Source organism: Oceanobacillus sp. HCA-5259, assembly GCF_037892815.1.
Lineage (GTDB): Bacteria > Bacillota > Bacilli > Bacillales > Amphibacillaceae > Oceanobacillus > Oceanobacillus indicireducens.
On the sequence record NZ_JBBKBV010000022.1, the window covers coordinates 33,027 to 58,154 of the forward strand.

At 39.5% G+C, this 25,128-nt stretch carries 19 protein-coding genes and 3 pseudogenes; 7 read left to right on the forward strand and 15 right to left on the reverse strand.

Annotated features, from left to right (window positions below):
- Positions 1 to 91: 91 nt before the first annotated feature.
- The 9 genes and pseudogenes from WKU33_RS12500 to WKU33_RS12540 form a co-directional block, all read right to left on the reverse strand.
- Complete coding sequence (locus tag WKU33_RS12500; protein ID WP_308425574.1) at positions 92 to 1,693, reverse strand: long-chain-fatty-acid--CoA ligase; 1,602 nt, start codon at positions 1,691 to 1,693, stop codon at positions 92 to 94.
- Between the two features lie 78 nt (positions 1,694 to 1,771).
- Positions 1,772 to 2,734 (reverse strand): annotated as a pseudogene (locus WKU33_RS12505) (phosphotriesterase family protein).
- Between the two features lie 40 nt (positions 2,735 to 2,774).
- Complete coding sequence (locus tag WKU33_RS12510) at positions 2,775 to 4,424, reverse strand: long-chain-fatty-acid--CoA ligase (protein WP_340454901.1); 1,650 nt, start codon at positions 4,422 to 4,424, stop codon at positions 2,775 to 2,777.
- Positions 4,425 to 4,467: 43 nt separating this feature from the next.
- Positions 4,468 to 5,442, reverse strand: coding sequence for a quinone oxidoreductase family protein (locus tag WKU33_RS12515; protein ID WP_188856208.1), 975 nt, complete (start codon positions 5,440 to 5,442; stop codon positions 4,468 to 4,470).
- Between the two features lie 26 nt (positions 5,443 to 5,468).
- Positions 5,469 to 6,227, reverse strand: a complete 759-nt coding sequence (locus tag WKU33_RS12520) for a 2-phosphosulfolactate phosphatase (protein ID WP_340454903.1) — start codon at positions 6,225 to 6,227, stop codon at positions 5,469 to 5,471.
- A gap of 4 nt (positions 6,228 to 6,231) precedes the next feature.
- Positions 6,232 to 7,275, reverse strand: a complete 1,044-nt coding sequence (locus tag WKU33_RS12525; protein WP_340454925.1) for a phosphotransferase family protein — start codon at positions 7,273 to 7,275, stop codon at positions 6,232 to 6,234.
- Positions 7,276 to 7,446: 171 nt separating this feature from the next.
- Positions 7,447 to 8,010, reverse strand: a complete 564-nt coding sequence (locus WKU33_RS12530; RefSeq protein ID WP_188856111.1) for a TetR/AcrR family transcriptional regulator — start codon at positions 8,008 to 8,010, stop codon at positions 7,447 to 7,449.
- A 65-nt stretch (positions 8,011 to 8,075) separates the two neighbouring features.
- A complete protein-coding gene (locus tag WKU33_RS12535; RefSeq protein WP_188856112.1) occupies positions 8,076 to 8,852 on the reverse strand; it encodes an SDR family oxidoreductase in 777 nt (258 codons plus the stop codon).
- Between the two features lies 1 nt (position 8,853).
- Entirely contained in the window at positions 8,854 to 10,080 is a 1,227-nt protein-coding gene (locus WKU33_RS12540) for an acyl-CoA dehydrogenase (RefSeq protein WP_188856113.1), read from the reverse strand.
- A gap of 355 nt (positions 10,081 to 10,435) precedes the next feature.
- Between WKU33_RS12540 and WKU33_RS12545 the strand changes: the two genes are divergently transcribed.
- From WKU33_RS12545 to WKU33_RS12575, 7 genes and pseudogenes are all read left to right on the forward strand, one after another.
- Positions 10,436 to 11,788, forward strand: a complete 1,353-nt coding sequence (locus tag WKU33_RS12545; RefSeq protein ID WP_340454908.1) for an aminotransferase family protein — start codon at positions 10,436 to 10,438, stop codon at positions 11,786 to 11,788.
- A gap of 38 nt (positions 11,789 to 11,826) precedes the next feature.
- The gene (locus tag WKU33_RS12550) at positions 11,827 to 13,869 is read left to right on the forward strand and encodes a hydantoinase/oxoprolinase family protein (RefSeq protein ID WP_340454910.1); all 2,043 of its coding nucleotides are present in this window, start codon (positions 11,827 to 11,829) and stop codon (positions 13,867 to 13,869) included.
- On the forward strand, positions 13,870 to 15,831 hold the full coding sequence (locus WKU33_RS12555) for a hydantoinase B/oxoprolinase family protein (protein WP_340454912.1): 1,962 nt from the start codon (positions 13,870 to 13,872) through the stop codon (positions 15,829 to 15,831).
- Between the two features lie 86 nt (positions 15,832 to 15,917).
- Positions 15,918 to 17,324, forward strand: a complete 1,407-nt coding sequence (locus tag WKU33_RS12560) for an APC family permease (RefSeq protein ID WP_340454913.1) — start codon at positions 15,918 to 15,920, stop codon at positions 17,322 to 17,324.
- 235 nt (positions 17,325 to 17,559) lie between these two features.
- Positions 17,560 to 18,702: a CaiB/BaiF CoA transferase family protein gene (locus WKU33_RS12565; protein ID WP_340454915.1), complete on the forward strand. Its 1,143-nt coding sequence runs from the start codon at positions 17,560 to 17,562 to the stop codon at positions 18,700 to 18,702.
- A gap of 17 nt (positions 18,703 to 18,719) precedes the next feature.
- Positions 18,720 to 19,931, forward strand: a complete 1,212-nt coding sequence (locus WKU33_RS12570; protein WP_156856407.1) for an acyl-CoA dehydrogenase family protein — start codon at positions 18,720 to 18,722, stop codon at positions 19,929 to 19,931.
- 107 nt (positions 19,932 to 20,038) lie between these two features.
- Positions 20,039 to 21,013: pseudogene (locus WKU33_RS12575) on the forward strand (NAD-dependent succinate-semialdehyde dehydrogenase); the annotation flags it as partial.
- Between the two features lie 58 nt (positions 21,014 to 21,071).
- Here WKU33_RS12575 and WKU33_RS12580 read toward each other — a convergent pair.
- The 6 genes and pseudogenes from WKU33_RS12580 to WKU33_RS12605 form a co-directional block, all read right to left on the reverse strand.
- Positions 21,072 to 21,389 carry a DUF3870 domain-containing protein gene (locus WKU33_RS12580; protein ID WP_156856405.1) on the reverse strand — a complete coding sequence of 106 codons (318 nt, stop codon included), beginning with the start codon at positions 21,387 to 21,389 and terminating at the stop codon, positions 21,072 to 21,074.
- 261 nt (positions 21,390 to 21,650) lie between these two features.
- Positions 21,651 to 22,382, reverse strand: a complete 732-nt coding sequence (gene nagB, locus WKU33_RS12585; RefSeq protein WP_340454919.1) for a glucosamine-6-phosphate deaminase — start codon at positions 22,380 to 22,382, stop codon at positions 21,651 to 21,653.
- 87 nt (positions 22,383 to 22,469) lie between these two features.
- Positions 22,470 to 23,651: an N-acetylglucosamine-6-phosphate deacetylase gene (gene nagA / locus WKU33_RS12590; protein ID WP_340454921.1), complete on the reverse strand. Its 1,182-nt coding sequence runs from the start codon at positions 23,649 to 23,651 to the stop codon at positions 22,470 to 22,472.
- 33 nt (positions 23,652 to 23,684) lie between these two features.
- Complete coding sequence (locus tag WKU33_RS12595) at positions 23,685 to 24,206, reverse strand: PTS sugar transporter subunit IIA (RefSeq protein WP_340454922.1); 522 nt, start codon at positions 24,204 to 24,206, stop codon at positions 23,685 to 23,687.
- 12 nt (positions 24,207 to 24,218) lie between these two features.
- The gene (locus WKU33_RS12600) at positions 24,219 to 24,896 is read right to left on the reverse strand and encodes an N-acetylmannosamine-6-phosphate 2-epimerase (RefSeq protein WP_340454924.1); all 678 of its coding nucleotides are present in this window, start codon (positions 24,894 to 24,896) and stop codon (positions 24,219 to 24,221) included.
- Positions 24,897 to 24,911: 15 nt separating this feature from the next.
- A pseudogene (locus tag WKU33_RS12605) lies at positions 24,912 to 25,100 on the reverse strand (glucose PTS transporter subunit EIIB); the annotation flags it as partial.
- Positions 25,101 to 25,128 lie beyond the last annotated feature (28 nt).

The window sequence follows — 25,128 nt, forward strand, 5'->3', positions numbered from 1 at the left end:
TTTTTTCTAATACTGATTTGTAGATAATAAAATTTCATTCACAAAATTATTGATATTAAATCCCTCCACATTTGCATTTCATATCATCGTTTCAAACCGTCTCTTCTCTAATTTGCCGTCTTAAAATCTTGCCAACAGCTGTTTTAGGTAATTCCTTTCTAAACTCAATAATCCGCGGTACTTTATAAGCTGACAAATTCTTTTTACAGAAAGCAATTAATTCTTCCTCATCACATTTCATCCCATCTTTCAAGACGATTACAGCTTTCACTGTTTCTCCTCGGTAAGAATCAGGGACCCCTATAGCGACAGCTTCTTGGACTGCGGGATGTTGATAAATAACTTCTTCCACATCGCGAGGGTACACATTATACCCGCTTGCGATAATTAAGTCCTTTTTACGATCAACAATAAACAGATAGCCTTCTTCATCCATATAAGCAATATCTCCTGTGTAGAGCCAACCATCGCGAAGTGCATTCTCTGTCTCTTCAGGCATATTCCAGTACCCTTTCATGACTTGTGGTCCTTTAATAATAACCTCGCCAATTTCACCGGGTGGAAGCTCTTTCGAACCCTCTTCTAAATCAACAATTTTATAATCCGTAGAAGGTACTCCAATACCAACACTCCCAGGTTTTCTATTACCGAAAGACGGATTACAATGTGTTGTTGGTGAGGTTTCTGTGAGACCATATCCTTCTAATATTTTCGCACCGGTTTTTTCTTGGAATTTCTTTAATAACTCTACCGGCATTGGTGCACTACCACTATTACAAGTACGAATACTATCCAGACCATATGCTTCTACATCTGGATGGTTGATTAATGCAATATACATAGTAGGTACTCCAGGAAATGATGTTGGTTTGGTCTCCTTTATTGTTTGTAGGACTTCCTGAATTTCAAATTTAGGCAATAATATGCTTTTTGCACCTATAAAGATTGAAAGATTCATCGCTGAAGTCATTCCATACACATGGAAAAGTGGTATTGCAGTTAGAGTCCGCTCTTTACCTAGTTCCATAGTATCTCGAAAGTACTCGTATGTTTGTAATACATTTGCAAATAAATTTCGATGGGTCAACATTGCCCCTTTTGAACGTCCCGTAGTTCCGCCTGTATATTGTAAAACTGCTATATCCTCAGATGGATTGAAGGCAACTTCGACTGGTAATTGCTTTGCTCTTTTCAAAAAGCTGTTAAATTCAATTGCTACACTGTCCCTCGTATCTTTACCTTCAAAATTAACTGTAATTATTCGTTTAACAGATGTATTTTCAATAATAGACCTCAAAACCGGTAGTAAATGTTCATAAATTATAATCGTTTCAGCATCTGAATCATTTAAAATGTATTCCAACTCTTTTTCTACAAGCATTGGGTTCAGCTGTGTTACGATACCACCAGCTTGTAATATTCCATAATAACTAATGACATATTGTGGACAATTCGGGAGCATAATTGCTACCCTTTCTCCTTGCTCAAACGCTTCTTGTTGAAGTGCGGCAGTAAAAGAATCTACCAACTCCCCTAACCTTTTATAGGTCATCTCATTTCCATAGAAATATAGGGCCGGGTTGTCACCATAATGGGTGATGGACTTCTTTAGGATTTCGGTTATTGGTTCGTCAGGTATACTAATTTCCTTTCTTATATAATCCGGATAATGTTTTAGCCATACTTTATCCATGAACAAATACCCCCTAAAAATTATTAAGTAAGCGCTTACTATAGAACATCTAGTACTAGTCATTCCGCCTCTATCATCCTATGTTTCTAAATAAAACATTTGCTTAATAATTTCTTCTGAGATACCCCGTGATTTTAAATCTGGTATAATATTTTCAAAAATGTGAGTCGGATACCAATCTTTTACTAATGTTGCAGTGTCGTCGTTCATTTCCAATGGACGCCCTAGCCAGTAATTAATGGAATCATGGGAGAGCATGATTTGTTTTTCATACCCCTCTTCAAGTAACTTTATAAGCGTATTTATACGCTCTTCATCCATTGGAGCTCCAACCAGTTTTTGAATTCCAAATCGATCAAAACCAATTTTTACTCCAGTTTTTAAAGTATCTCTTTGATAATCAATATTTGTATTGCCACACATATGACCGATAATAATTTTAGATGGTTCTACTCCTAATTCAATAAGCAATCTAGCCTGCTCAGGTCCCATTGTCCCCATCTGCGTATGCGTAATAATTCGAATACCTGTTTCTTTATGCACCTCTGCTGCTATATCGAAAAACATTTTTTCATACGGGGTGATTTCATCCTTACTTGAAGCAAGCTTAATTATTCCTGGTTTAATATCAGTCCCTGCTATACCTTCGTTGATCTCCGTCATGAACATTTCATAAATATCCTTTTCCGCCGTTCCTAACGAATCGCGAAACTTAAAATAGGTTGTAGCCCCTTCTCCTTCATAATAATAGCCAGTAGAACAAACTATCTGAATCCCTGTAGCCTCAGATATTTGTTTTAATAGTTCAGGATTTCTACCACATTCATTGGGGGTTGGATCTACAACTGTTTTAATTCCCTACTTCTTAACAGCATTTGCAGCCTTTGTTCCCGCACTTAACGCTTCGTCTGCATTAAAGGGACCATTCGTTACATCACCACTGTATCCTGGATAGCCAAATATAAAATGTTCATGGATTAATGTCTTTCCCATATCTTCGACAGGAATCTTACCTGTGACCGTTTCAATCCATTCGCCCAAACCTATCAACTCCTTAAAGGATTTAAAATAATAGATTCTGTTAGCTTTTCTCTTGTAATTCTCTCCATAATATTTTTCCACTTGAAGTTGTTGGATAGCTTTCGACAAACTCAATAATACGTGGATATTTATACGCTGCCATTTGACTTTTCGACCATTCTATAATTTCATCTTCCTTTATTTTACCGATAAAATCAGTCTTCAATATGATAAAGGCTTTTACAGTTTCTCCACGCTTTTTATCTGGAGCACTTACTACACATGCCTGTTCAACGGCTGGATGCTTATATAAGATAGCTTCCACTTCTGTCGGCCATACTTTAAATCCTGAAGCATTTATCATTCGCTTTAATCGATCCACAATAAAAAAGTACCCTTCTTCATCCATTTTCACAATATCACCTGTTCGAAAAAACTGTTTTCCATCTATCTCTATATGTGATACCTTATTCTCATCCTCTCGATTGTAATAGCCGGAAAAGACTTGGGGCCCATTGACCACAAGCTCTCCTAGTTCATGAGGTCCAACCTCACTTCCCGTAGCTAGGTCTATTACTCTAGCATCCACATCAAATGAAGGGATTCCCAAGCATTGTAATTTAGGACGATTTGGTGGATTGAAGTGCGTATGTGATATGGTCTCTGTCAGACCGTATCCCTCATAATAACGAAGACCTGTTCTCTCATACAATTGTTCTCCTACTGCTTCCGGAAGCGGTGCTCCTCCACCTCCTATTACTTGTAAGGAAGATAAGCTATAACTATTCATATTTGGATTTGATAAAAAGTCTATTAACATCGTGCTTATATTAATCCAATGTGTACAACCATGTCTCTCCATTTCCTTCGCTGCATAATCACGATCCCAACGGGTCATCATCACGATCGTACTACCTGATTGAATAGGGGCAAGTGCACTGTGAATTAACCCTGTTACATGAAATAATGGTAGAGTTAACAATGGAATCGCATCAGCTGTCATATTCATCCATAGGCTTGCTCCTACAGTATTTGCCTGAATTGTTCTATTGGGGTGAATACATCCTTTCGGCATCCCTGTTGTTCCAGACGTATAGGGAATCATTGCTACATCATCTTCTAAGCCATCATATTCATCTATTTGATAGGTTTCACTTAAAGCATCTTTCCAAAAAATAACATTAGATAGCTTTTGATTATTATTCGCAAGATTAGGTTTGAAATCATTATTCTCGTTATACTCACCTGAGTATTCGGAATACGAAGTTACTATGATATTATTCAAGGAAGTTTCTTTTATTAATGGGACTATATTGTCATACAATTCCTCCCCAATAATTGCATATTTAATATCGCAATCCTTCACATAAAACGCTAAGTCCTGCGTCGTGCTCATCGGATTAATTGGAACAACTACAGCCCGTAGGCGCAAAATAGCAAAGAAGCTTATGAGGTATTGTGGAGAATTCTGCATGAACAACAATACTTTCTCTTGCTTTTCTACCCCTAATTTCTTTTTTAAATACCCAGCAAGTATCTCGACTTCCTCAAGTAGCTCTGTATACGTAATACTTCTTCCATAATAATGTATGGCAATTTTATCAGGATATTTTTTTGTTGAAATGACTAGGTTATCATATATGGTTGTCTTTGGTATTGTTAAACTTTTAGATAAACGAGGCGGCCAAAACTTAAAATGATTTTTATTCATGTATAGACTCCTCCTCTTTAGCTATTGCATGAAATTATCTTTACTACGGAAGTAACACAAGCTTTCCTTTTGTTTCTCTTCCCTGCAACTTCCTATGAACTTTGGCAGCGTCGCTTAATGGATAAGTTCCGCCAATTGTGAGTACTAATTCACCGTTATTCATATACTCTAGTAGTTCCTGTAAGCTCTTTTGATACAAAGCAGGCTTATTCATTATCTGTGGTAGGAAAAATCCAATAATTGATTGATTACGTCGCATTAAAATTCTTGGATCAAATTCTGACTGTTCACCGCTCGCTGCGCCATAAATGACGAGCCTACCAAAAGCGGCCAAGCATTTCACTGTTTTATTAAAAACCTCTCCCCCTACCATTTCTAGAGCTAAATCAACACCTTTACCATCTGTTAATTCACGGATTTCCTTCTCCCATCCTTCCTCTGAATAATTAACAGTGTAGTTCGCTCCCATCTCCTTTGCAAAAGCTAATTTCTCCTTCGTACTTGCCGTTGCGATCACTTTTTTTGCTCCTATTTTTTTGGCAAGCTGTACTGCAATAGAGCCGACTCCTCCCGCAGCTGCGTGAACAAGCACTGTTTCTCCTTCTTCCAATCTCCCCATTGTTTTCAAAATATGATAAGCACTTAACCCTTGTAGTGGTAATGCAACAGCTCTTTCGAAAGACACATCTTTAGGAATCGGAATTAGCTGACTCGCATGCACAACAGCATATTCCGCATACCCTCCTGAACCGATTAACGTTACAACTCGCATTCCTTCCTTTATATCTTGGACATTTTTTCCAACCTTCTTTACTACCCCTGCGATTTCTGCGCCTGGAACAAATGGTAACGGTGTCGGTACAACATAATTACCTTCCCTCCTGGCGGTATCAGCATAATTCACACCAATAGCTTTTACTTCAATTAATACTTCATCTTGACTAAATGCTGGTATTTCCATCTCGATGAGTTCCAACACATCGGGACCACCAAATTCTTTAAATTGAATTCCTTTCATCATTCCACTTCCCTCCCGATTCTCACTCATTCTTTTCCCTTACAAGTTTCCATTTTTTCCAAACAAATTATTTTCTTTTCCAATAGTATGGGTATAATCGATAATTCACCTTGTTTGCTAACAAATGCTAGATCTTGTTGGAGGTCGTGGGAGTGTAGCATTTGGCCAACTCTTGATTCACTTAGAACATTATAGGCTTCATGGGATAAATTTTGATAGAATATTTTAGATGCTAATGCGCTATCCGTTAATTCAATATTATTTAAACCATACTCTTTTACCAATTGCTCAATAAAATAACCAGCCCCATAAAAATCTTCAAGACAAAATTGATTCGATGATCCAGAGCAAACGACAATTATTGTCTCATTATCATAGGTCTTTATAATCTGTTTACTTACAGCCTCTCCATTTAACAAGGAAGCAATATAAACCTCTTTCGCTGGAGCTGATTGCCGTATCGCAACGGTTCCATTCGTAGTAGATAGTAAGACTGTTTTATTCTTTACATGTTCTTCTAATCTTGATGGGGCTGGGCTTAAAAACCCATCAATTGTAATACCGTCATATTCCCCAACGAGGGCAACATCCTCTGTTTTATAACCCTTAGCCATAAGAATTGCTTCTTCCCCATTCATTACAGGGATTACTTCTTTTGCACCAAATTGCAAACATGAAATGATTGTGGAGGTTGCCAGTAATACATCAAACACAACTGCAATTTTATCGTCACTCATTTGTACCGTATCTATTTCTTCCTTTTTGAGAAGCAAATGAACTTTCAACGAATCACAGCCCCCTCGCAGAATCCAATGCATATTGAATTAAAGTTTCTGTATATTGATCTAGCTGAGCAAATCTTGGATCACTCGTCTGTCCCTTAAAGTACCGATAATAAATTTGTTGACATATTACCGCTAGTTTAAAGTAAGCAAAAGTAAGGTAAAAATTAATCATTGATACGTCACGACCGCTCCTATTTTCGTAATGTTCCAAAAATTCTTCTCGAGTAAAAAATCCCCCCCATGTTGTTACAGATGCTTTTCCTAACCCTGTTTTCAATTGTTCAGGATCATCTGGCTGTGTCCAATACGATAAAGCAACACCTAAATCTGCAAGGGGATCACCGACAGTTGTCATCTCCCAATCAAACAAACCAATCATTTCACTAAAGTCCTCAGAAAACATTGCATTATTTATTTTATAATCATAATGAATAATTGTCGGTTTAGGTGAAGATGGAATACTATTCCGCATCCAATTTGTTAATTCTTTGAGTCCAGAAATCTCACTTGTCTTTGCGTTATCATAACGCTTAATCCAACCAGCTACTTGACGCTCCATGAATCCATCTGGTTTTGTGATATGCTCTAATTCTGTTTTTTTATAATCAATACGATGTAATTCAACTAATCTTTCAACCATTAATTTTGAAATTTTCTTTCCTAATTGCTCGTCATAAGTTACCCCTTCAGGAAAAGTTGAATCAAGAACTATGCCTTTTCTGCGTTCCATGATAAAAAAAGGGCTTCCCACAACTTCCTCATTTTTCGAAAAGTGATAAGGTTTTGGTGCTGTTGGGTATAATGGATATAAACTAGATAATATCTTGTATTCCCTTTCCATATCATGAGCTTTTGGAGCAACCGGTCCAAGGGGAGGTCGTCGTAATACTGCCTCCCACGCTCCTATTCGCAATAGATAGGTAAGGTTAGATGCTCCTGCACCGAATTGTTCAATTTCTAATTCTCCACTTGGAACTTCAGGCATCTTTTCCCGAATATAATGATAAAGTGTTTTCCTATCCAGCTCTTCACCTTTTCTAACAGGCATTGTGTCTCTATATAAAGATTTCACCTATCTATCTCCTCTCACGACACTGCTCATTATGCAGCTTATTAGCAATATATCGGGACTTTCGTTTGCATACTATCCGGTCAGCATGCAAAGCATATTCTATTAGTAAATAGTAAAAATGAAATTTGTAGAGCCAAAGTTACAATACTACTTTTCTATACCAGTTAGTATCATTTTAGAATAAATGGATACCAATTGTTCTGGCGTTACTTCACCTTCTGTTTTATACCAATTATAACTCCAGTTTGTTATCCCAACTATTCCAAATGAAATCATATCTGGACGTAAATCATCTCTAATTTCCCCATGTTTAATTCCTTCCTCAACAATACTTTCAATATTTAAGCGGAATTGTTTACGCTTCTCTTTGATTATTTTAATGTGCTTTTCGGATAAATGTCGCATCTCACGGAAAAAGACACGAGCACTTGAACCATTTTCAACAATGTCTGTAATTATTAAACGAATAATTTCAATTAATTGGTCTTTATATGATGTGTAACTTCTGTTTATAATTTCATACTGAGCTTCTAATAATTTTGTTATATATTCCTCATGAATATCCATTAATAATTGCTCTTTACTAGAATAGTAGTAATAAAATGTACCTTTTGTAACATCTAGTTCATCCACTATATCTTGAATGGAAGTGGTACTAAAGCCCTTTTTTTCAAATAATAAAATACTTTGTTTTACAATTTCACTTTTCATTTGTCTGACCTCGCAAGTTTATAATTTTGTTACTCTTAACTTACCACAAGGTCTGTAATATTTCACTAAGCAAAAGCGTGAGATCCGCCATCAACAGTTAAAATATCACCTGTTACAAAGTCCGATGCTTTTGACGCGAGAAATAATGCAGCTCCTTTCAAATCTTGGTCATTCCCAAATCGATTCAAGGGTGTTCCTTGTAAAATTTCGTCTCCGCCTTTTTCTAATAATCCCCGTGCCATTTTTGTTGGAAAAAAACCTGGGGCGATCGCATTTACATTTATATTATGTTTTCCCCATTTTACTGCCAAATCTTTTGTAAACGTTATAACAGCACCTTTGCTCGTATTATATCCTATCGTATCCATCACTTCAGGGTTTGTACCGCCAAAACCAGCGATCGAAGCGATATTGATAATTTTCCCTTTATTTTGGTCTATCATTACCTTTCCAACTTCTAAACTCATGAGATAAGTTCCAGTAATATTCACATCTATCACCTTATGCCATGCCTCTATTGGCATATCAACAACTGATGCACCCCATGTAGCTCCGCTGTTATTCACTAAAATATCAATGGACCCGAAATGTTCTACCGTTTCTTTAACAACCCTCTTTATATCGTCATGGTTCGTTACATCACAACTAAATGCTAACGAATCGACTCCTAGCTTCTTTAGTTCCTCACTTGTTTCTTTACAGGACTCCAATTTCCGGGAACAAACAACAACATTTGCTCCTGCTTCTGCAAAAGCCTGTGCCATTTGTGCCCCCAATCCACGTCCACCACCAGTAATAATTGCTGTTTTTCCTTCTAATCGAAACAAATCGAATACAGTCACTTTAATATACCTCCTGAGCTAGCTTATGCTTTTTAAGTTCTAATCTAGCAAGTTGGCGGCGGTGCACCTCATCTGGTCCATCCGCAAGTCTAAGTGTTCGCGAATTTGCCCAATGGTTTGCTAAGGTAAAATCTTCACTAACCCCTGCACCACCATGTGCTTGAATGGCTCGATCAATGACTCTAAGTGCCATACTTGGCGCAACAACTTTAATCATCGCAATTTCAGCTTTTGCTTCTTTATTTCCTACCGTATCCATCATGTATGCGGCTTTTAGAGTTAGTAAACGTGCTTGCTCAATTTCAATACGGGAATCTGCAATCCATTCCTGAACAACACCTTGCTCAGCAATTTTCTTACCAAAAGCTTCCCGGTGTTGAGCGCGCTTACATAGATCTTCAAGTGCACGTTCCGCAGCTCCAATTAAACGCATGCAATGATGAATTCTTCCAGGGCCTAAACGTCCTTGAGCGATAGCAAACCCTTTGCCTTCGTCCCAAAGCATATTCTCTGCTGGAACTCTTACGTTATCATAAACAATTTCTGCATGACCATGGGGCGCATCATCATAACCAAAAACTGGAAGCATGCGCTCAATCTTAACGCCTTTTGTATCTAACGGAACAAGAATCATAGATTGTTGTTCATACTTCTCTGCCTTTGGATCATTTTTTCCCATGACGATTGAAATTTTACAACGAGGATCTCCAGCACCGGACGTCCACCATTTACGTCCATTAATAACATATTCGTCACCATCCCTTATAATACTCGTTTCGATATTCGTTGCATCACTCGAAGCAACATCGGGCTCTGTCATCGAGAAGCATGAACGAATTTCACCTTCAAGAAGGGGCTCAAGCCATTGCTTTTTTTGTTGTTCTGAACCATAACGTACTAATACTTCCATATTACCGGTATCGGGTGCACTGCAATTAAATACTTCAGGACCTATCATGGATCTTCCCATTATTTCACAAAGCGGAGCATACTCGAGATTTGTTAATCCTGCACCATACTCACTTTCCGGTAAAAACAAATTCCATAATCCTTCTGCCTTCGCTTTCTCTTTCAATTCTTCCATAATTGGAGGTACAGTGGACCATCTAGTTTCCTGTTGATTTAACTGCTCCTTGTAAACCTTCTCGTTGGGATAGACATACTTCTCCATGAAGTCATTAAGCTTTTTCTGCAATTTAACTACTTTTTCTGTGTAGGTAAATTCCATTTTTTATTCCTCCTCATATTTTATTCTAACAACTAACCTACCGGATAGTATTTTTTGAATCTTTGGTATTATTATAACAAACAATTATTAGAAAGCAATGTTTTTTTAGATTATCATCCAAAAATGAAGCACTTATATTAAAATAACTTTTTCTTGACAAGCAATTCAATATTCGTTAAATTGAAAATAATAGAATATTATAAGCTGCTTAGTCTAATTGACTCTATTGCAGAAATAGAGCAATCCATTAGATAAAACCAGTTATATTGTGCAGATCTATGGAAATATTCTTCCCTATGCCTCTGCCAGTATTGCTGGTTTTTTATATTTTCCATCATTTTAAGGAGGCGTGAATATGGATCAAGAAAAATTAATTGAGTTAGACAAGAGGCATTTCATCCATCCAACTTCATCGATTCAGCAACAGCAGAAAGACGGAGCGAAAATGATTGTTGAGAAAGGAGATGGTATTTATCTGACGGATAAAAATGATAACGTTTACATCGATGCGATGTCATCTCTTTGGAATGTGAATGTGGGACACGGAAGAGATGAACTCGCTGCCGCGGCCGCAGAACAAATGAAAAAGTTAGCTTTTAGTTCAACTTTTTCTACTTTCAGCCATGAGCCAGCGATAGTACTTGCTGAAAAAATCAGCTCTCTTGCTCCCGAAGGATTAAACGCAGTCTTCTTTACATCCGGTGGCTCTGAATCGAATGATACAGCAATAAAACTCGCAAGACATTATTGGCGTGTTCAGGATAAGCCGGAGAGACGGAAAATTATTGGAATCAACCGAGCCTATCATGGCGTTGCTGCTGCCTCGACAAGCGCTACAGGGATTCCTGAATTTTGGAATATGGCAGGGAAAATGATGACAGATATTTATCATGCAGATAATCCATATGGCAATGGCAAAGATAAAGCCCTTTCCTCACTCCGGTCCGTTATTGAAAGTGAAGGTCCTGAAACAGTCGCCGCCTTTATTGCAGAACCGATTCAAGGAGCCGGCGGTGTGCTCGTGCCACCAGAAGGCTACTTGCAAGAAGTCCGGAACCTTTGTGACGAATATGGAATTTTGTATATTGCAGATGAAGTAATCACTGGATTTGGACGAACTGGAAAGTGGTTTGGTGTTGAACATTATTGCGTTACTCCTGACATTATTTCCTTTGCAAAAGGGGTTACAAGCGGGTATATCCAGCTTGGTGGCGTTATTGTCTCTGATCAAATCCATAATGTATTAAAAGAAAAGTCTGCTGGTACTCTTTTCCATGGTTACACGTATAGTGGCCACCCTACTGCGACTGCTGTTGGTCTAAAAAATATTGAAATCATGGAAAATGAAGGACTGCTAGAGAACGCACGGAAAAAGGGAGAAGTAATGCTTAATGGTTTTAAAAAGCTAAAAGAAGAACTCGACATTGTTGGAGATGTTCGTGCTGTTGGCTTACTTGGTGCCGTGGAGCTTGTGGAAGATCCTGCCACAAATAAGCGGTTTGCAAGTGATTTGCAAGTAGCTCCGAAAGTAATCGAAGCACTGCATCAGCGCGGTGTGATCTGCCGAGCGGTAACATATGAAGGAACCGATATTATCTGTTTCTGTCCGCCTCTCATTATAAATGAACAACAAATTGAGACAATGATCGGGAAACTGCATGATGCGATACAAGAAGTGAGAAAGGGATTATCTGCTGTTTTAAAATAATAGACATATTGAAATTTGATAAAAACGGGAGGAATATCATGGGTAAATATAGAGTTGCAGTAGATGTTGGAGGCACATTTACAGATGTATTTGTGTTTGATGAGAAATCCAAAGATATCTTTATCGCAAAGACTGCGTCAACTCCAACAAATCCTGAAATTGGAGTCATTAATGGAATTGAAGCTGCAAATATTTCTGGTGACGACATATCAGTCTTTTCTCACGGTACAACGGCTGGAACAAATGCTTTAATCGAAAGAAAACTCCCAAAGACTGCTCTAGTGACTACAAAAGGATTTCGGGATGTAACGGAAATCCGAAGAGGAACGAAATTAGACTTATGGGACGCTTATAAAGACGTCGCACCTCCTTATATAAGAAGACGAGACCGTTTTGAAATAAATGAACGTGTGGACTACTCGGGGAATATCCTTGTTTCAGTTGATGAACAAGAAGTAATCGAACTTGCAAGAATTCTAAAAAGGAGAAATGTGGAGTCCATCGCAATCAGCTTTATGAATGCCTATGTTAATGGTGATAATGAACGGAGCGTAAAAGAAATTTTACAGAGAGAACTACCTGACGTGTATATTTCGTCCTCAAGTGAAGTTTTACCCGAGATTTTTGAGCATGAACGGACAAGTACTACTATTATTAATTCAGTCTTAGGGCCAAAAGTAACTAAATATATTGACGTGCTCCAAAATCAGATTAAAGCAAAAGGCTATGATGGAGAAATTTTGGTTCTTCATTCTGGCGGCGGAGTTATGACTTCCGAAAACGTCCAGAAGTATGCAGGGCGCCTCGCCAGCTCTGGGATAGCTGCAGGAGCAATCGCCAGTAAATATATCGCGGAACTATGTGGATTTAAAAATGCGATTGGACTGGATATGGGCGGTACAAGTACAGACATTTCTTTAGTTTATGATGGCGAATTAAAAACAACAAAAGAATGGTATATCGAATATGGTTATCCAATTGGTTTTCCGAGTATCGAAATTATGACTATAGGAGCAGGCGGCGGAAGTATTGCCCGAATAGATAAAGGTGGATCATTACGAAACGGACCTGAAAGTGCCGGTTCCGAACCTGGTCCTGCTTGTTATGATTTTGGCGGAACAGAACCGACAAATACAGATGCCAATTTAATATTAGGACGACTAAATGAATCTTTATTAGGCGGGGATATGACTCTAAATAAAGATGCTTCAAAAAAAGCACTGGAACCCATTTGCGAAATGTATGGCTATAACGAATTTGAAGCAGCTAATGCAATATTAAAAGTTGCAAATGCAAATATGTCTGATGCTCTGCGGCTCATTTCTGTTCGTAAAGGATACGACCCTCGTGACTTTGCATTAGTTGCTTTTGGAGGAGCAGGTGCTCTTCATAGTGCCTATCTAGCAAAAGAGTTAAGTATACCTAAGGTTATCGTTCCAGCACATCCTGGTGTTGCAGCCGCTTTGGGTTGTTTGCTTGTTGATTTTCGCCACGACTTAACCAAAACATATGTAGCGAATACGGAAGATATAGAAACAGACACCATTGAACAGGAATTTTTAAAAATGGAACAAGAAGCTATAAAACTATTGAAAAATGAGGGCATAGACAAGAAATCTATGAATTTAATCCGTCATCTGGAAATGCGTTATGTTGGCCAGTGGCGCTCTTTAGAAGTCACTGTAGGTAGGCATTTAACATCTCTGGATGCTGCATTGGAAAACTTTCACAAGGAACATGAGCGAGCTTATGCTTTTTCCAATCCTGACCAAAGTGTGGAAGTCTACGGCTTCCGTATAGAGGCTGTAGGCATTGTACCAAAGCCCGAACTACCGAAAGAAGAACCTGTAGGAACCTTGATTGAAGCCTTAAGGGAATACCGAAATGTATATTTTGAAGAAACTGGTGGCTTCATAAATACCCCAATTTATCATCGTCCATCTGTACCAGTAGGCTCTATTATAAGTGGGCCAGCAGTGGTCGAGCAATTGGATTCTACTGTCATTATACCTCCAGACTTTGTTGCTGAGGTGGATAACTATAAAAATATAATTATTTCATTAAAAGGTGTGGTGGAATAAATGGAGAATATATTTAAGACAAAACTAGATCCTGTTACCTTTGAAGTTTTGAAAAATGGTTTTGTTAATTTGGTAGACCAAATGTCCGAACAAATTCTTCGTACCTGCTATTCCTTTGTAATTTATAACCGTGACTTCAGTTCATCATTATGTGATGCGGATGGAAATACAGTCATGCAAGGAACCCAGGATATTGCTGTTCACGTTGGTACTCTTCACTTAACAGCTAAGGCAGTTATTGAAGATTTTGGGAACGACATTCATCCAGGGGACGTTTTCTTAGTAAATGATCCCTACCGCGGAGGTACACATTTTAATGATGTACGAGTCATTCGTCCCGTTTTTCATAAAGGTAAACTAATTGCTTTTATGCAATCAAATGGACACTGGGCAGATATGGGTGGATCGGTTCCAGGATCATTTGATGTGGGTTCAAGAGATCATTACGGTGAAGGGGTTCGGATACCACCTGTGCGCGTATGGAGTAAAGGTAAGTATTTGGAAGATGTCGCAAACTTACTCATTTCTAATATGAGGGTTCCAGAAGAAAGACTTGGTGATTTACGATCGCAAGCCGAAGCGACAAAGGTCGGAGAAAAAGAGCTCCTTCGATTGGTTGATAAATATGGTGTGGATACAGTATTAACAGCTTTTGATGAAGTCCAGGATTATGTCGAGCGCCTGACTAGAGAAAACATCAAGGAGCTTCCAAACGGGACTTGGGAAACTGTTGACTATATAGACATGGATCCAGAACTCGGTGATGGATTAATCCCTATTAAAGTAAAAATGACAATCAATGATGACGAGATTTTCTATGATTTGGGTGGAACCCATGCTTCTATCAGCTGTTTCCTTAACTCATCTTTTGGGGCCTCCTTATCAGGCTTGTATGCAGGGACAAAAACATTTTTTCCCGATATTCCTTTAAACTCAGGATTCTATCGTGTTGTACATGCTAACCTTCCCGAGAATTCTGTTGTTAATGCACCCTGGCCAGTTGCTGTTACCGGTTTCTGTTCAGGTCCCTATGAAAAGATTATGAACGCATGCTTTGAGTTATGGTCTTATGTGATACCCGAACGAGCACTTGCCTGTTCTTTTAACCTTGAATATCTATTAATCGGTGGATGGGATCAACGTGACCGCTACGATAACTTCTTCATGTGGTACGACTGGATGGCTGGTGGGCATGGTGGTAGAAGCAACAGAGATGGTGCAAATGCAATGTCACCTGTATTTGGAGCCGGATTGAGTGTGCAGCCGTGTGAAGGTCAAGAACGCTTAACCCCAGTTGTTACTTCTTATCATCAAATCATTACGGATTCAGGTGGACCTGGTGAATTCAGAGGTGGGTGTGGTGTAGAAAAAGGCGGGACATTAACTAACATTACCGATACGGTTATGTCCGTTTGTTGTGACCGTTCACGTTCTGTAACTTGGGGTATTTATGGTGGACTCCCTTCTAACCCGCATGGAAACTGGTTAAATCCCGGAACAGAGAAGGAACAATTTCTTGGCGCTTTCTTTTCTAATATAAAAGTAGAAGAAGGCGACAGCTTCTCTAGACCCTCAGCAGGTGGTGGTGGTCTTGGTGATCCATTGAATCGACTTCCAGAAGCCATCTTAGAAGATGTTATTGATGGATATGTATCAATTGAGCGAGCAAAAAAGGATTATGGGGTCATCATCAAAGAAATCGATGTTGAACTAGATTTATACGAAGTGCTAGAGAATGAAACAGCTAAGGAAAGAGAATATATCCGAAGAAACCGAAAAGATTGGTTACGTGAAGATGTAAATGTAGTTCATGATTTATATAAAAAGGGAGGGGTAGATGAATTAGATTTAATTCGTCAATACGGAGTGCTAATTGATTTTGCAACTGGTGAATTATTGCATAAATCAACTGAACAATTCAGAGAAATGCTACAAAAACGTTCAGCATCGTACTGGGACTAGATTCCCTATTAAACTATCTTTAGGTGGGATTCCATTCTTACAATGAATCCCACTCTCCATTCCAAATTCCAGCAAGGAGGGCTTAAATGGATTCAGATCAAAAGCTACTAAAACTGTTAGGCAATAAAGACGTATTGGCACTTGCTTTTGGCGCTATGATTGGCTGGGGCTGGGTTGTCACGACAGGGATTTGGATTAATGAAGCTGGGTCATTAGGAGCAATTTTAGCTTTTGTTATCGGTGGGATCATGGTAATCTTCGTAGGTCTTACTTACGCGGAGCTCGCTGCTGCGATGCCGCTCGTTGGTGGAGAATTTGTCTATACGTATAAAGCCATGGGACGGGTTATGTCCTTTGTTACAACATGGGCTATCATTTTTGGCTATGTATCTGTTGTCGCATTCGAAGCCGTCGCCTTACCGACCGTATTCGAATATTTAATTCCGAACTTTAGTCAAGGCTATTTATACACTATCCAAGGTTGGGATGTAACAATCACTTGGGCTGGTACAGGGATGATCGGTTCAATTTTCATCGCTTGGGTAAACTATCGTGGAATTAAATTAACTTCTTTCATCAATATTATCCTGACATTATTAATTATTATCGCTGGTATATTACTCATTACAGGTAGTAGCGTTACTGGTACCACTGCAACAATGGAGCCATTCTTTCAAAAAGGATTTGCCGGATTGCTGACTGTCGTCGTGATGACGCCATTTATGTTTGTAGGGTTTGACGTTATCCCGCAGGCTGCAGAAGAAATAAATCTACCTAAAAAGCGAATCGGACAACTGCTCATTTTTTCTGTTATTTTAGCCGTCATCTGGTATGTTGCCATTATATTCGGCGTATCTCGCGTGATGACACCCTCAGAACTCGCAGCAACAAATTTAGCAACCGCAGATGCAATGGGGAATGCTTTTGGCGGAAGTCAATTAATGGCTAATATTCTTGTCCTTGGCGGAATCGGCGGGATTTTGACAAGCTGGTTAGGTTTTTACGTTGGTGGTAGTAGAGCAATTTATGCCCTCGCAAAAGCTGGCATGTTACCAAAGTTCCTAGGCGAGTTACACCCTAAATACCGAACCCCGCATAAAGCAATTATTTTGATCGCACTTCTGTCCACGATGGCGCCACTGCTCGGTCGCCCTGCCCTTGTCTGGTTTGTCGATGCTGGGGGAATCGGACTTGTGATCGGTTGGTCCATGGTCGCCCTTTCCTTTGTCATCCTACGAAAAAAGGCACCGGAAATGGAGCGCCCATTTAAACTTCGCGGCGGATCGGTAATTGGCTGGATTGCAACCATTCTTGCTTTTGGAATCGCCACTTTATATTTACCGGGCATGCCATCTGCTTTAGGCATTCCGGAATGGATTATTATCGGATTTTGGTTTTTAATTGGAACTGTTTTTTATAACTATTCGATGCGGAAATACGGGAAAGAAAACGCGGAGGAACATATGAAAAAAGAAATTGACCGTATTGCTTAATCATTGTTTACAAAAATTTTAGAATATATTATAATAAGAATAATGAATCGTGTTAAGGCGCATCCACGCTCGTGCCACATGATCAATCTAACAATTAAAATAGTAAAACTGCCTAATCTGTTTACAGTCCCTCCAAGGATTGTTCCAACAGTCAAAAGCCAGTTCAAATTGATTTACAGGATGCTGTATATCATTTGAGCTGGCTTTTTTAATACATTTGAAAGGAGGTTCATCCATGGCTCTTTCCAATTTTAAAGTTCTAGATCTGTCCCGGGTACTCGCCGGTCCTTATTGCACGATGATTCTAGGTGACCTCGGTGCAGAAGTGATTAAAGTCGAAGCACCCGGCGGGAGTGATGATACCCGTAAATGGGGTCCTCCCTTCCAAGAAGGTGTGAGCGCTTATTACCTAAGTGCGAATCGGAACAAGAAAAGTATTACGGTCGATTTAAAGACGGAGGAAGGAATCAGCTTCATTAAGAAATTAGTAAAAGAAAGTGATGTCATTATCAACAACTTCAAAACTGGCACAATGGAAAGACTTGGACTTGGGTTTGAAACCGTTGCGGACATCAATCCAGGAATTGTCTTCTGCTCCATCACCGGTTTTGGCGAAACCGGACCAAATAAAGCGATGCCCGGCTATGATTTTATCGTGCAGGCAATGAGCGGATTGATGAGTATCACAGGAGATAAAAATTCTGGACCACAAAAACTTGGTGTCGCTATTACAGATGTTTTAACCGGGCTATATGCGTGTGTTGGCATCCAAGCTGCACTGCTTGAAAGAAACTTCTCTGGCAAGGGACAGAAACTTGATATTTCACTCTATGACAGCGCGGTCAGCTCGCTCGTTAATATTGGGAGTAATTATTTACTGTCAGGGAAAATCCCTGAAGCACTCGGTAATCATCACGCCAATATCGTGCCATACCAGACATTTAAAACAATAGATGGCGAAATTGTTATTGCGGTTGGCAATGATAACCAATATAAAGCATTATGTACCGTTCTCGGAAAACCAGAATTAAGTACAGATGTTAGATTTTTAACGAACCCAGATCGCGTACAGCACCGAGAACAATTAGTTCCATTGTTAGAAGAAGTATTTGCAACGAAACCCACCAACTATTGGCAAAAGCGTTGTAATGAAAATAATATTCCATGCGGACCGATACAAAATTTAGAAGAGGTAACGAAAGACCCGCAGCTCCTTGCTCGAGAAATGTTTATCAGTACCGAACATCCGACTGCCGGACATATTAAAATGATTGGCAGTCCACTCAAATTATCGAGAACTCCCGTAACATACCGTCACCACCCGCCTAACGTTGGGGAGCATAATGAGGAATTCATGAATCAAAAAACAAAAAACTAAATTTGGGAGATGATCAGATGAACTTTGAATTCACGGAAGAACAAAATATGCTACGTAAAACAGTTAGAGATTTTACCGATAAAGAAATCATGCCGTATATTGCCGATTGGGACCGCACAGGACAATTTGATCCACGTATAATTGACAAAATTTCCGAACTCGGTCTCATGGGGGTATGTATCCCAGAGGAATATGGCGGTAGCGGCATGGATTACAATTCCCTTGCGATTGTCTGTGAAGAGCTTGAACGCGGCGATACGGCATTCCGTACTGCCGTTTCCGTCCATACCGGATTAAATAGCATGACGTTGCTGCAATGGGGGACAGAAGAACAAAAGCAGAAATATCTCGTTCCACAAGCAAAGGGGGAAAAAATCGGCGCATTCGGTCTTACGGAACCAGCTGCCGGATCGGATGTTGCAGCTTTAGAAACGAGCGCTGTTAAAGATGGAGACCATTATATTTTAAACGGTCAAAAGACATGGATTTCCCTTTGTGATCTCGCAGACAACTTTTTAGTGTTTGCCTATACTGGTGATAGGTCAGAAAAACATAAAGGAATTTCCGCTTTTATCGTGGAGCGGGAGTGGGATGGTTTTTCCTCTAAAGCAATTAAAGGGAAACATGGTATCCGTTCTGGGAATACTGGGGAAATCTTTTTCGATAACGTGAAGGTACCGAAAGAAAACCTGCTTGGTGAAGAAGGAGAAGGCTTTAAGATTGCCATGTCAGCCCTTGACAATGGACGCTTTACCGTTGCAGCCGGTGCCGTTGGGCAAATTATGGCTTGTCTCGAGGCTAGTGTGAAATACTGTCAGGAACGGGAAACTTTCGGGAAAGAAATTGGGAAGCATCAACTTGTACAACAGATGATTGCCAAAATGGAAGCTGGTTTTCAAATGAGCAGACTGCTCGTTTATCGTGCGGGGGCGTTAAAAAATCAAGGCAAACGGAACACGAGAGAAACATCCCTTGCCAAATGGCAGGCTTGTGATTTTGCCAACCGGGCTGCGGATGACGCCGTCCAAATCCACGGGGCATACGGCTACTCTGATGAATACCCGGTAGAAAGATATTTACGTAACTCAAAAGCCCCTGTTATTTATGAAGGGACGAGAGAAATTCATACGATTATGCAAGCGGAATATGTTCTTGGCTACCGTCAGGATAAAACGCTTAATCGAATGCTGCCAGCTTGGGAAGAATCATCAACCGTTCCTGGTCTCTAATTATTAGTGAAGGAGGGTGTTTAAATGCAGATTGAGACGATGACAAAAAGCTTATTCATTAATGGTTCCTGGAGAGATGTTGACGGAAAAACAGAAACAGTCTATAATCTATGATCACTCGAAAAATTGCTCCTGCTTTAGCAGCAGGATGTACGGTCGTCTTGAAACCAGCACCAGAAACACCGCTTTCTGCTATCGAGATTATGAAAGTGTTTGAGAAAGCTGGTATGCCTAATGGAGTTGTCAACTTAATTACTGGTGATTCCAAAGCAATTGGCGAGGCTCTGCTTGAAAGTAAAGAAGTACGCCATATTACATTTACCGGATCAACCGCAGTTGGAAAATATTTAATGCAAGAAAGTGCCAACCATGTGAAAAAGCTGTCACTTGAACTTGGTGGCCATGCACCAAGTATTGTTTTTGAGGATGCTGATCTTGAGAAAGCAGCAACACTCGTGCTAGGAAGTAAATTCAGAAATAACGGTCAGACGTGTATCTGTACGAACCGTCTATATGTCCACAAATCCATTGCCGAACAATTTACTGCAAAATTAACAGCAAAAGTAGCACAATTAAAGATTGGTTCAGGCTTAGAGAAAGGTACGGAGATTGGACCTTTAATCAATAAGAAAGCTTTAGATAAAGTCCATTACCATTTGGAAGATGCTGTAAATAAAGGAGCAAAAGCTCTGAATGGAGGCGCTTCATGGGATGGTACTTTAAAAGGGCATTTCTATCAGCCTACGATTCTGTCTGAAGTGACAAACGATATGGTTATTATGAATGAAGAAACCTTTGGACCGATCATTCCGATTCAAACATTTAACGATGAAAGCGACGTAATTCATAAGGCAAATGATACAGACTATGGATTAGCCTCTTTTATCTTCACAGAGAATACGAGTCGGGCAATCCGAGTTACGGAAAAGTTGGACTACGGTATTGTCGGTGTCAATGATGTCTTTCCTGCCAGTCCAGAAGCTCCTTTCGGTGGTATCAAACAATCTGGAAACGGTAAAGAAGGCGGACATCACGGGATGGATGAATTCCTTGAACAGCAACTTGTTTCGATTGGGATTTAGTAAATAATTATGGTGAGTCCTCTGGCATGCCAGAGAGGACTCACCATTTTTCATCCTGTTATTTAGGTGTTTTTACCACATTCTCGTACTGTTTATATAAATCCTTCATTGCTGAAGCAAGCGCATTACCTGCTTTTCCTAAATAATGCTCTTTAATTGCTTGCACAGGCTTATCAATTCCATCTTGCAAACTATGCCCCTTTAGTAAATATTGAACAAAATCTCTACCATGCTCTGTTGCGAGTGTACAACTTGCCGTCACGATTACCCCATACTTCTTATCGATTTCCGCAGTAATGGTCAGCGTTTCATAGATATTTTTTGCTGCCATCCCTGATGGTAGTCTCGAATGTCCTGCGATAAAGACTGTGTTCATCTCTCCATCTCCTCTAATTTTGAATTCTCTATATTATTAATATACCATGATTTGTATATCTTTTTATAATTTCTTTAGTATTACAAAAGATACTAAGATTATGGGAAGAGTCAAGGCAAAAAAACTACTATGATAAATTACGTGCAGCGGACAAATCGAGCAGCAACCTTTCTAAGTACCCCAAAGATCGCAATCAAGAGAGTGTGGGAGCTAGCAAATAATAAAAGCGCCCAGACTTCGGACGCTTGTCAAAATAATTATTTACCCTCTACACCACTCAAGCGCGGCTTGATCAACAATAACAGTAACATTTTCATGCTTTTTCAAAATTGATGCTGGGAAGTCCTCTGATATATCGCCATGTAGCAATTTTGCTGTTGCATCTGCTTTGGCTTCCCCGGAAACGAGTAAAAGAATTTCTTTACTGTTCATGATTGTCTCAATGCCCATCGAAATTGCTTGTGTTGGCACTTCCTCAATGGAATGGAAGAATCGTGCATTTGCTTGAATGGTGGACTCATCTAAATCAACAATATGAGTCTTACTATCGAAAGACGTTCCCGGTTCATTGAAACCAATATGTCCATTTCCGCCAATCCCTAGTACTTGAACATCAATTCCGCCTGCCTGTTCAATTGCACGTTCATGTTCCATGCATTCCTTTTCCAAATCCGCAGCAACCCCGTTTGGGATGTGAACACGGTCTGCGGCAATATCTACATGGCTAAATAGTTTTTCATTCATAAAATTATAATAGCTATTTGAATCATTTTGTTCTAATCCGACATATTCATCCAAATTGAAAGTAGTTACATTTTTAAACGATACCTCGTCTTGCTGGTGCTTTTCAATAATTCGTTGATAGAGCCCTTCTGGTGTGGAACCAGTTGCTAAACCAAGAACCGGGTTTTTCAACGAATTGATACGATCAACCATAAATTCGGTTGCTTTTTCGCTCATCTCATCATAGTCTTTTACTTTGATAACGTTCACTATACAATTTCCTCCCCCGGGCTGGTACATGTCAAATTAACTACGTGCTTTATTTTACCCACGTTTAATTTCCCATGTCGTTATTTTTTAATCCTGATGTTGGTATGCTAATGCGCCGCAGCATATCGTATATTTAATGTTCAGATCATCATCGACCAATAGAATATCGGCATCTTTCCCTAGAGTAATACTGCCTTTTTGATCGTAAATGCCAATTTGTTTTGCCGGGTTAACGGAAGCCATCTCAACAATATTACGCAGCTTAACACCTTCCAGTTGAAGCATTTGCTTAGCACCATCATGCATCTTCAAAATACTGCCTGCTAATGTTCCATCTTCTAAAACAGCTCTATCATTTTTTACTTTAACTGGCTGACCACCAAGCTCATAGTCTCCATCTGGCAGCCCTTTAGCCCGCATCGCATCCGTAATTAAAATAATCCGCTCACTGCCCATCTTATTATAAATTAATTGCAGCATTTCTGGGACAACATGAATTCCATCCGCAATCAGCTCTGCTCGTAAGTCTTCCAATTGAAATGCAGCGCCAACTGCACCAATATCACGGTGATGGATTCCGTTCATTGCATTGCAAAGGTGGGTAAGTTGGCTAACTCCTTGTGATACTGCCGTTTTTATTCCAGTAAACCCAACATCTGTATGTCCTGCTGATACATTTACACCAGACTGTGCGAGATGTTTTATAAAAAGACCTTCTTCATCATGCTCTGGAGCCATCGTAATTGTTTTTATATTGCTGCCTGATTGTGCCTGCCATTTCTTAAATTGTTCTAAATCCGGTTTAACAATATACTCCTTTGGCTGTGCCCCTGCTCTTGACTTTTCTACAAAGGGACCTTCTAAATGGACACCAACCATTTCCGCCTGACCCGGTTTATTTAGATAACGCGCAGCATTTTCTAAGGCTTTCGAAATGTTATCGGGTGACTGCGTAATCGTTGTTGCGAGAAAGCTTGTCGTGCCTTCCATTGGTAAAATCGATGCAATTTTGTCTAGCGCTTCTTCCGTTGCATCCATCGTATCCGCCCCATTTGCACCGTGGATGTGACCATCGATAAATCCCGGGATGGCGTTTAACCCGGTCGCATCAATAATGTGAGCGTCCTCAGGAAGAGTCTGTGTGAAGGAATCTCCCTCCAAAAGGCTTTGAATCTGTTCATTTTCAATGTAAATCCCACCATTTGGAATAACCTTATCCTCCAGATAAATCTTAGCATTTTTAATAAGAATGGACTTATTGGTTTCCATTGTTCGCGCCCTCTCCCCTAATTTCTGCTAACACTATTTATCTTCCGCTGTTATAATAACCGTTTCGCCTGCTTTAGCTATCTTTTCAGATGTAAAGTGATAATTTTGATTTCCTTCTGCACTATTGGTAATGACAATTGGCGTGATTGTGTTTGATGCATGTTCACTAATGTATTTCAAATCTGCTTCCATCAAAAGCTGACCAGCTTTTACTTCATCATCAACATTTATCTTTGCTATAAATCCTTTACCTTTAAGTCCAACTGTCTCCAGTCCAATATGGATTAGAATTTCTACGCCACCTTCTGTAACAAGTCCGATCGCATGCTTCGTTTCAGCAACTTGAATAACCTTTCCGTCTACAGGCGAATAGATCTTCCCATCTTCCGGAATAATAGCAATCCCTTCACCCATCATTTTTTCGCTAAATACTGGATCCGGAACTTCTTCTAAAGGTACAATCTTTCCATTTACTGGTGCAACTATATTTTCTTCCTTTTTTTGCTTGAATAATTTTTTAAACACGGCTGATTTCCTTTCTTGTTTTAGGATCATCACTATCTACTATTAAATCATATCTTTAATTTCATGAGCAAATCGAGTGGTGATATCTTTTGGTCTTGTAATTGCACCACCAACGACTGCCGCATATACCCCTAATTCAAAAACGCGCTTCAGCATTTGCGGTGTCATAATATTTCCCTCAGCAATTACTGGCTTATCGACGGCACGTAGTATCTCTTTTAAAAAGGCAAAATCATCATCATATAATTTCTTACCTTTTGTATGCTTGGTATAACCATGTAAAGTCGTTCCGATGTAATCAAATCCTAATTTTTCAGCAATAACAGCTTCTTCCATTGTTGATATATCTGCCATCAATTCAACATTTGGTGCTTTCTCTCTTGCATAGAAAACTAATTCCTCCAAAGTTTTTTCAGGTCTTTGGCTGATTGTGGCGTCCATTGCAATAACTTCACAGCCACTTTCAATTAATTCATCAATCTCTTTACTCGTTGCAGTGATATAGACATCAGACCCTTCATAATCCCGCTTTACAATTCCAATAACAGGAAGATCTACTTCTTTTTTTATTTCGATAATATCTTCTTTTGAATTGGCTCGAATTCCTTTTCCCCCACCTTGAGCAGCAGCAAGCGCCATCTTACTCATGATAAAGGACGAATGAAGCGGTTCGTCTTCTAATGCTTGACACGATACAATTAAATTTCTCGGTAATTTCAAAACAGTCATCTCCTATTACTTCTCCAATTCTTCCTCAACCTCATTTTTAATAACAGAAACCTGTGGTCCGTAGATTACTTGTACGCCTTCACCTTTTACAATAACACCTTTACTTCCTGTTTGCTGTAAGGCATCCTTGTCTACCATTTCGCCATCTTTAACCGTGACACGCAATCTCGTCGCACAATTATCGATATCAACAACTTTGGTCTAAAATTGGATAAACACTAAC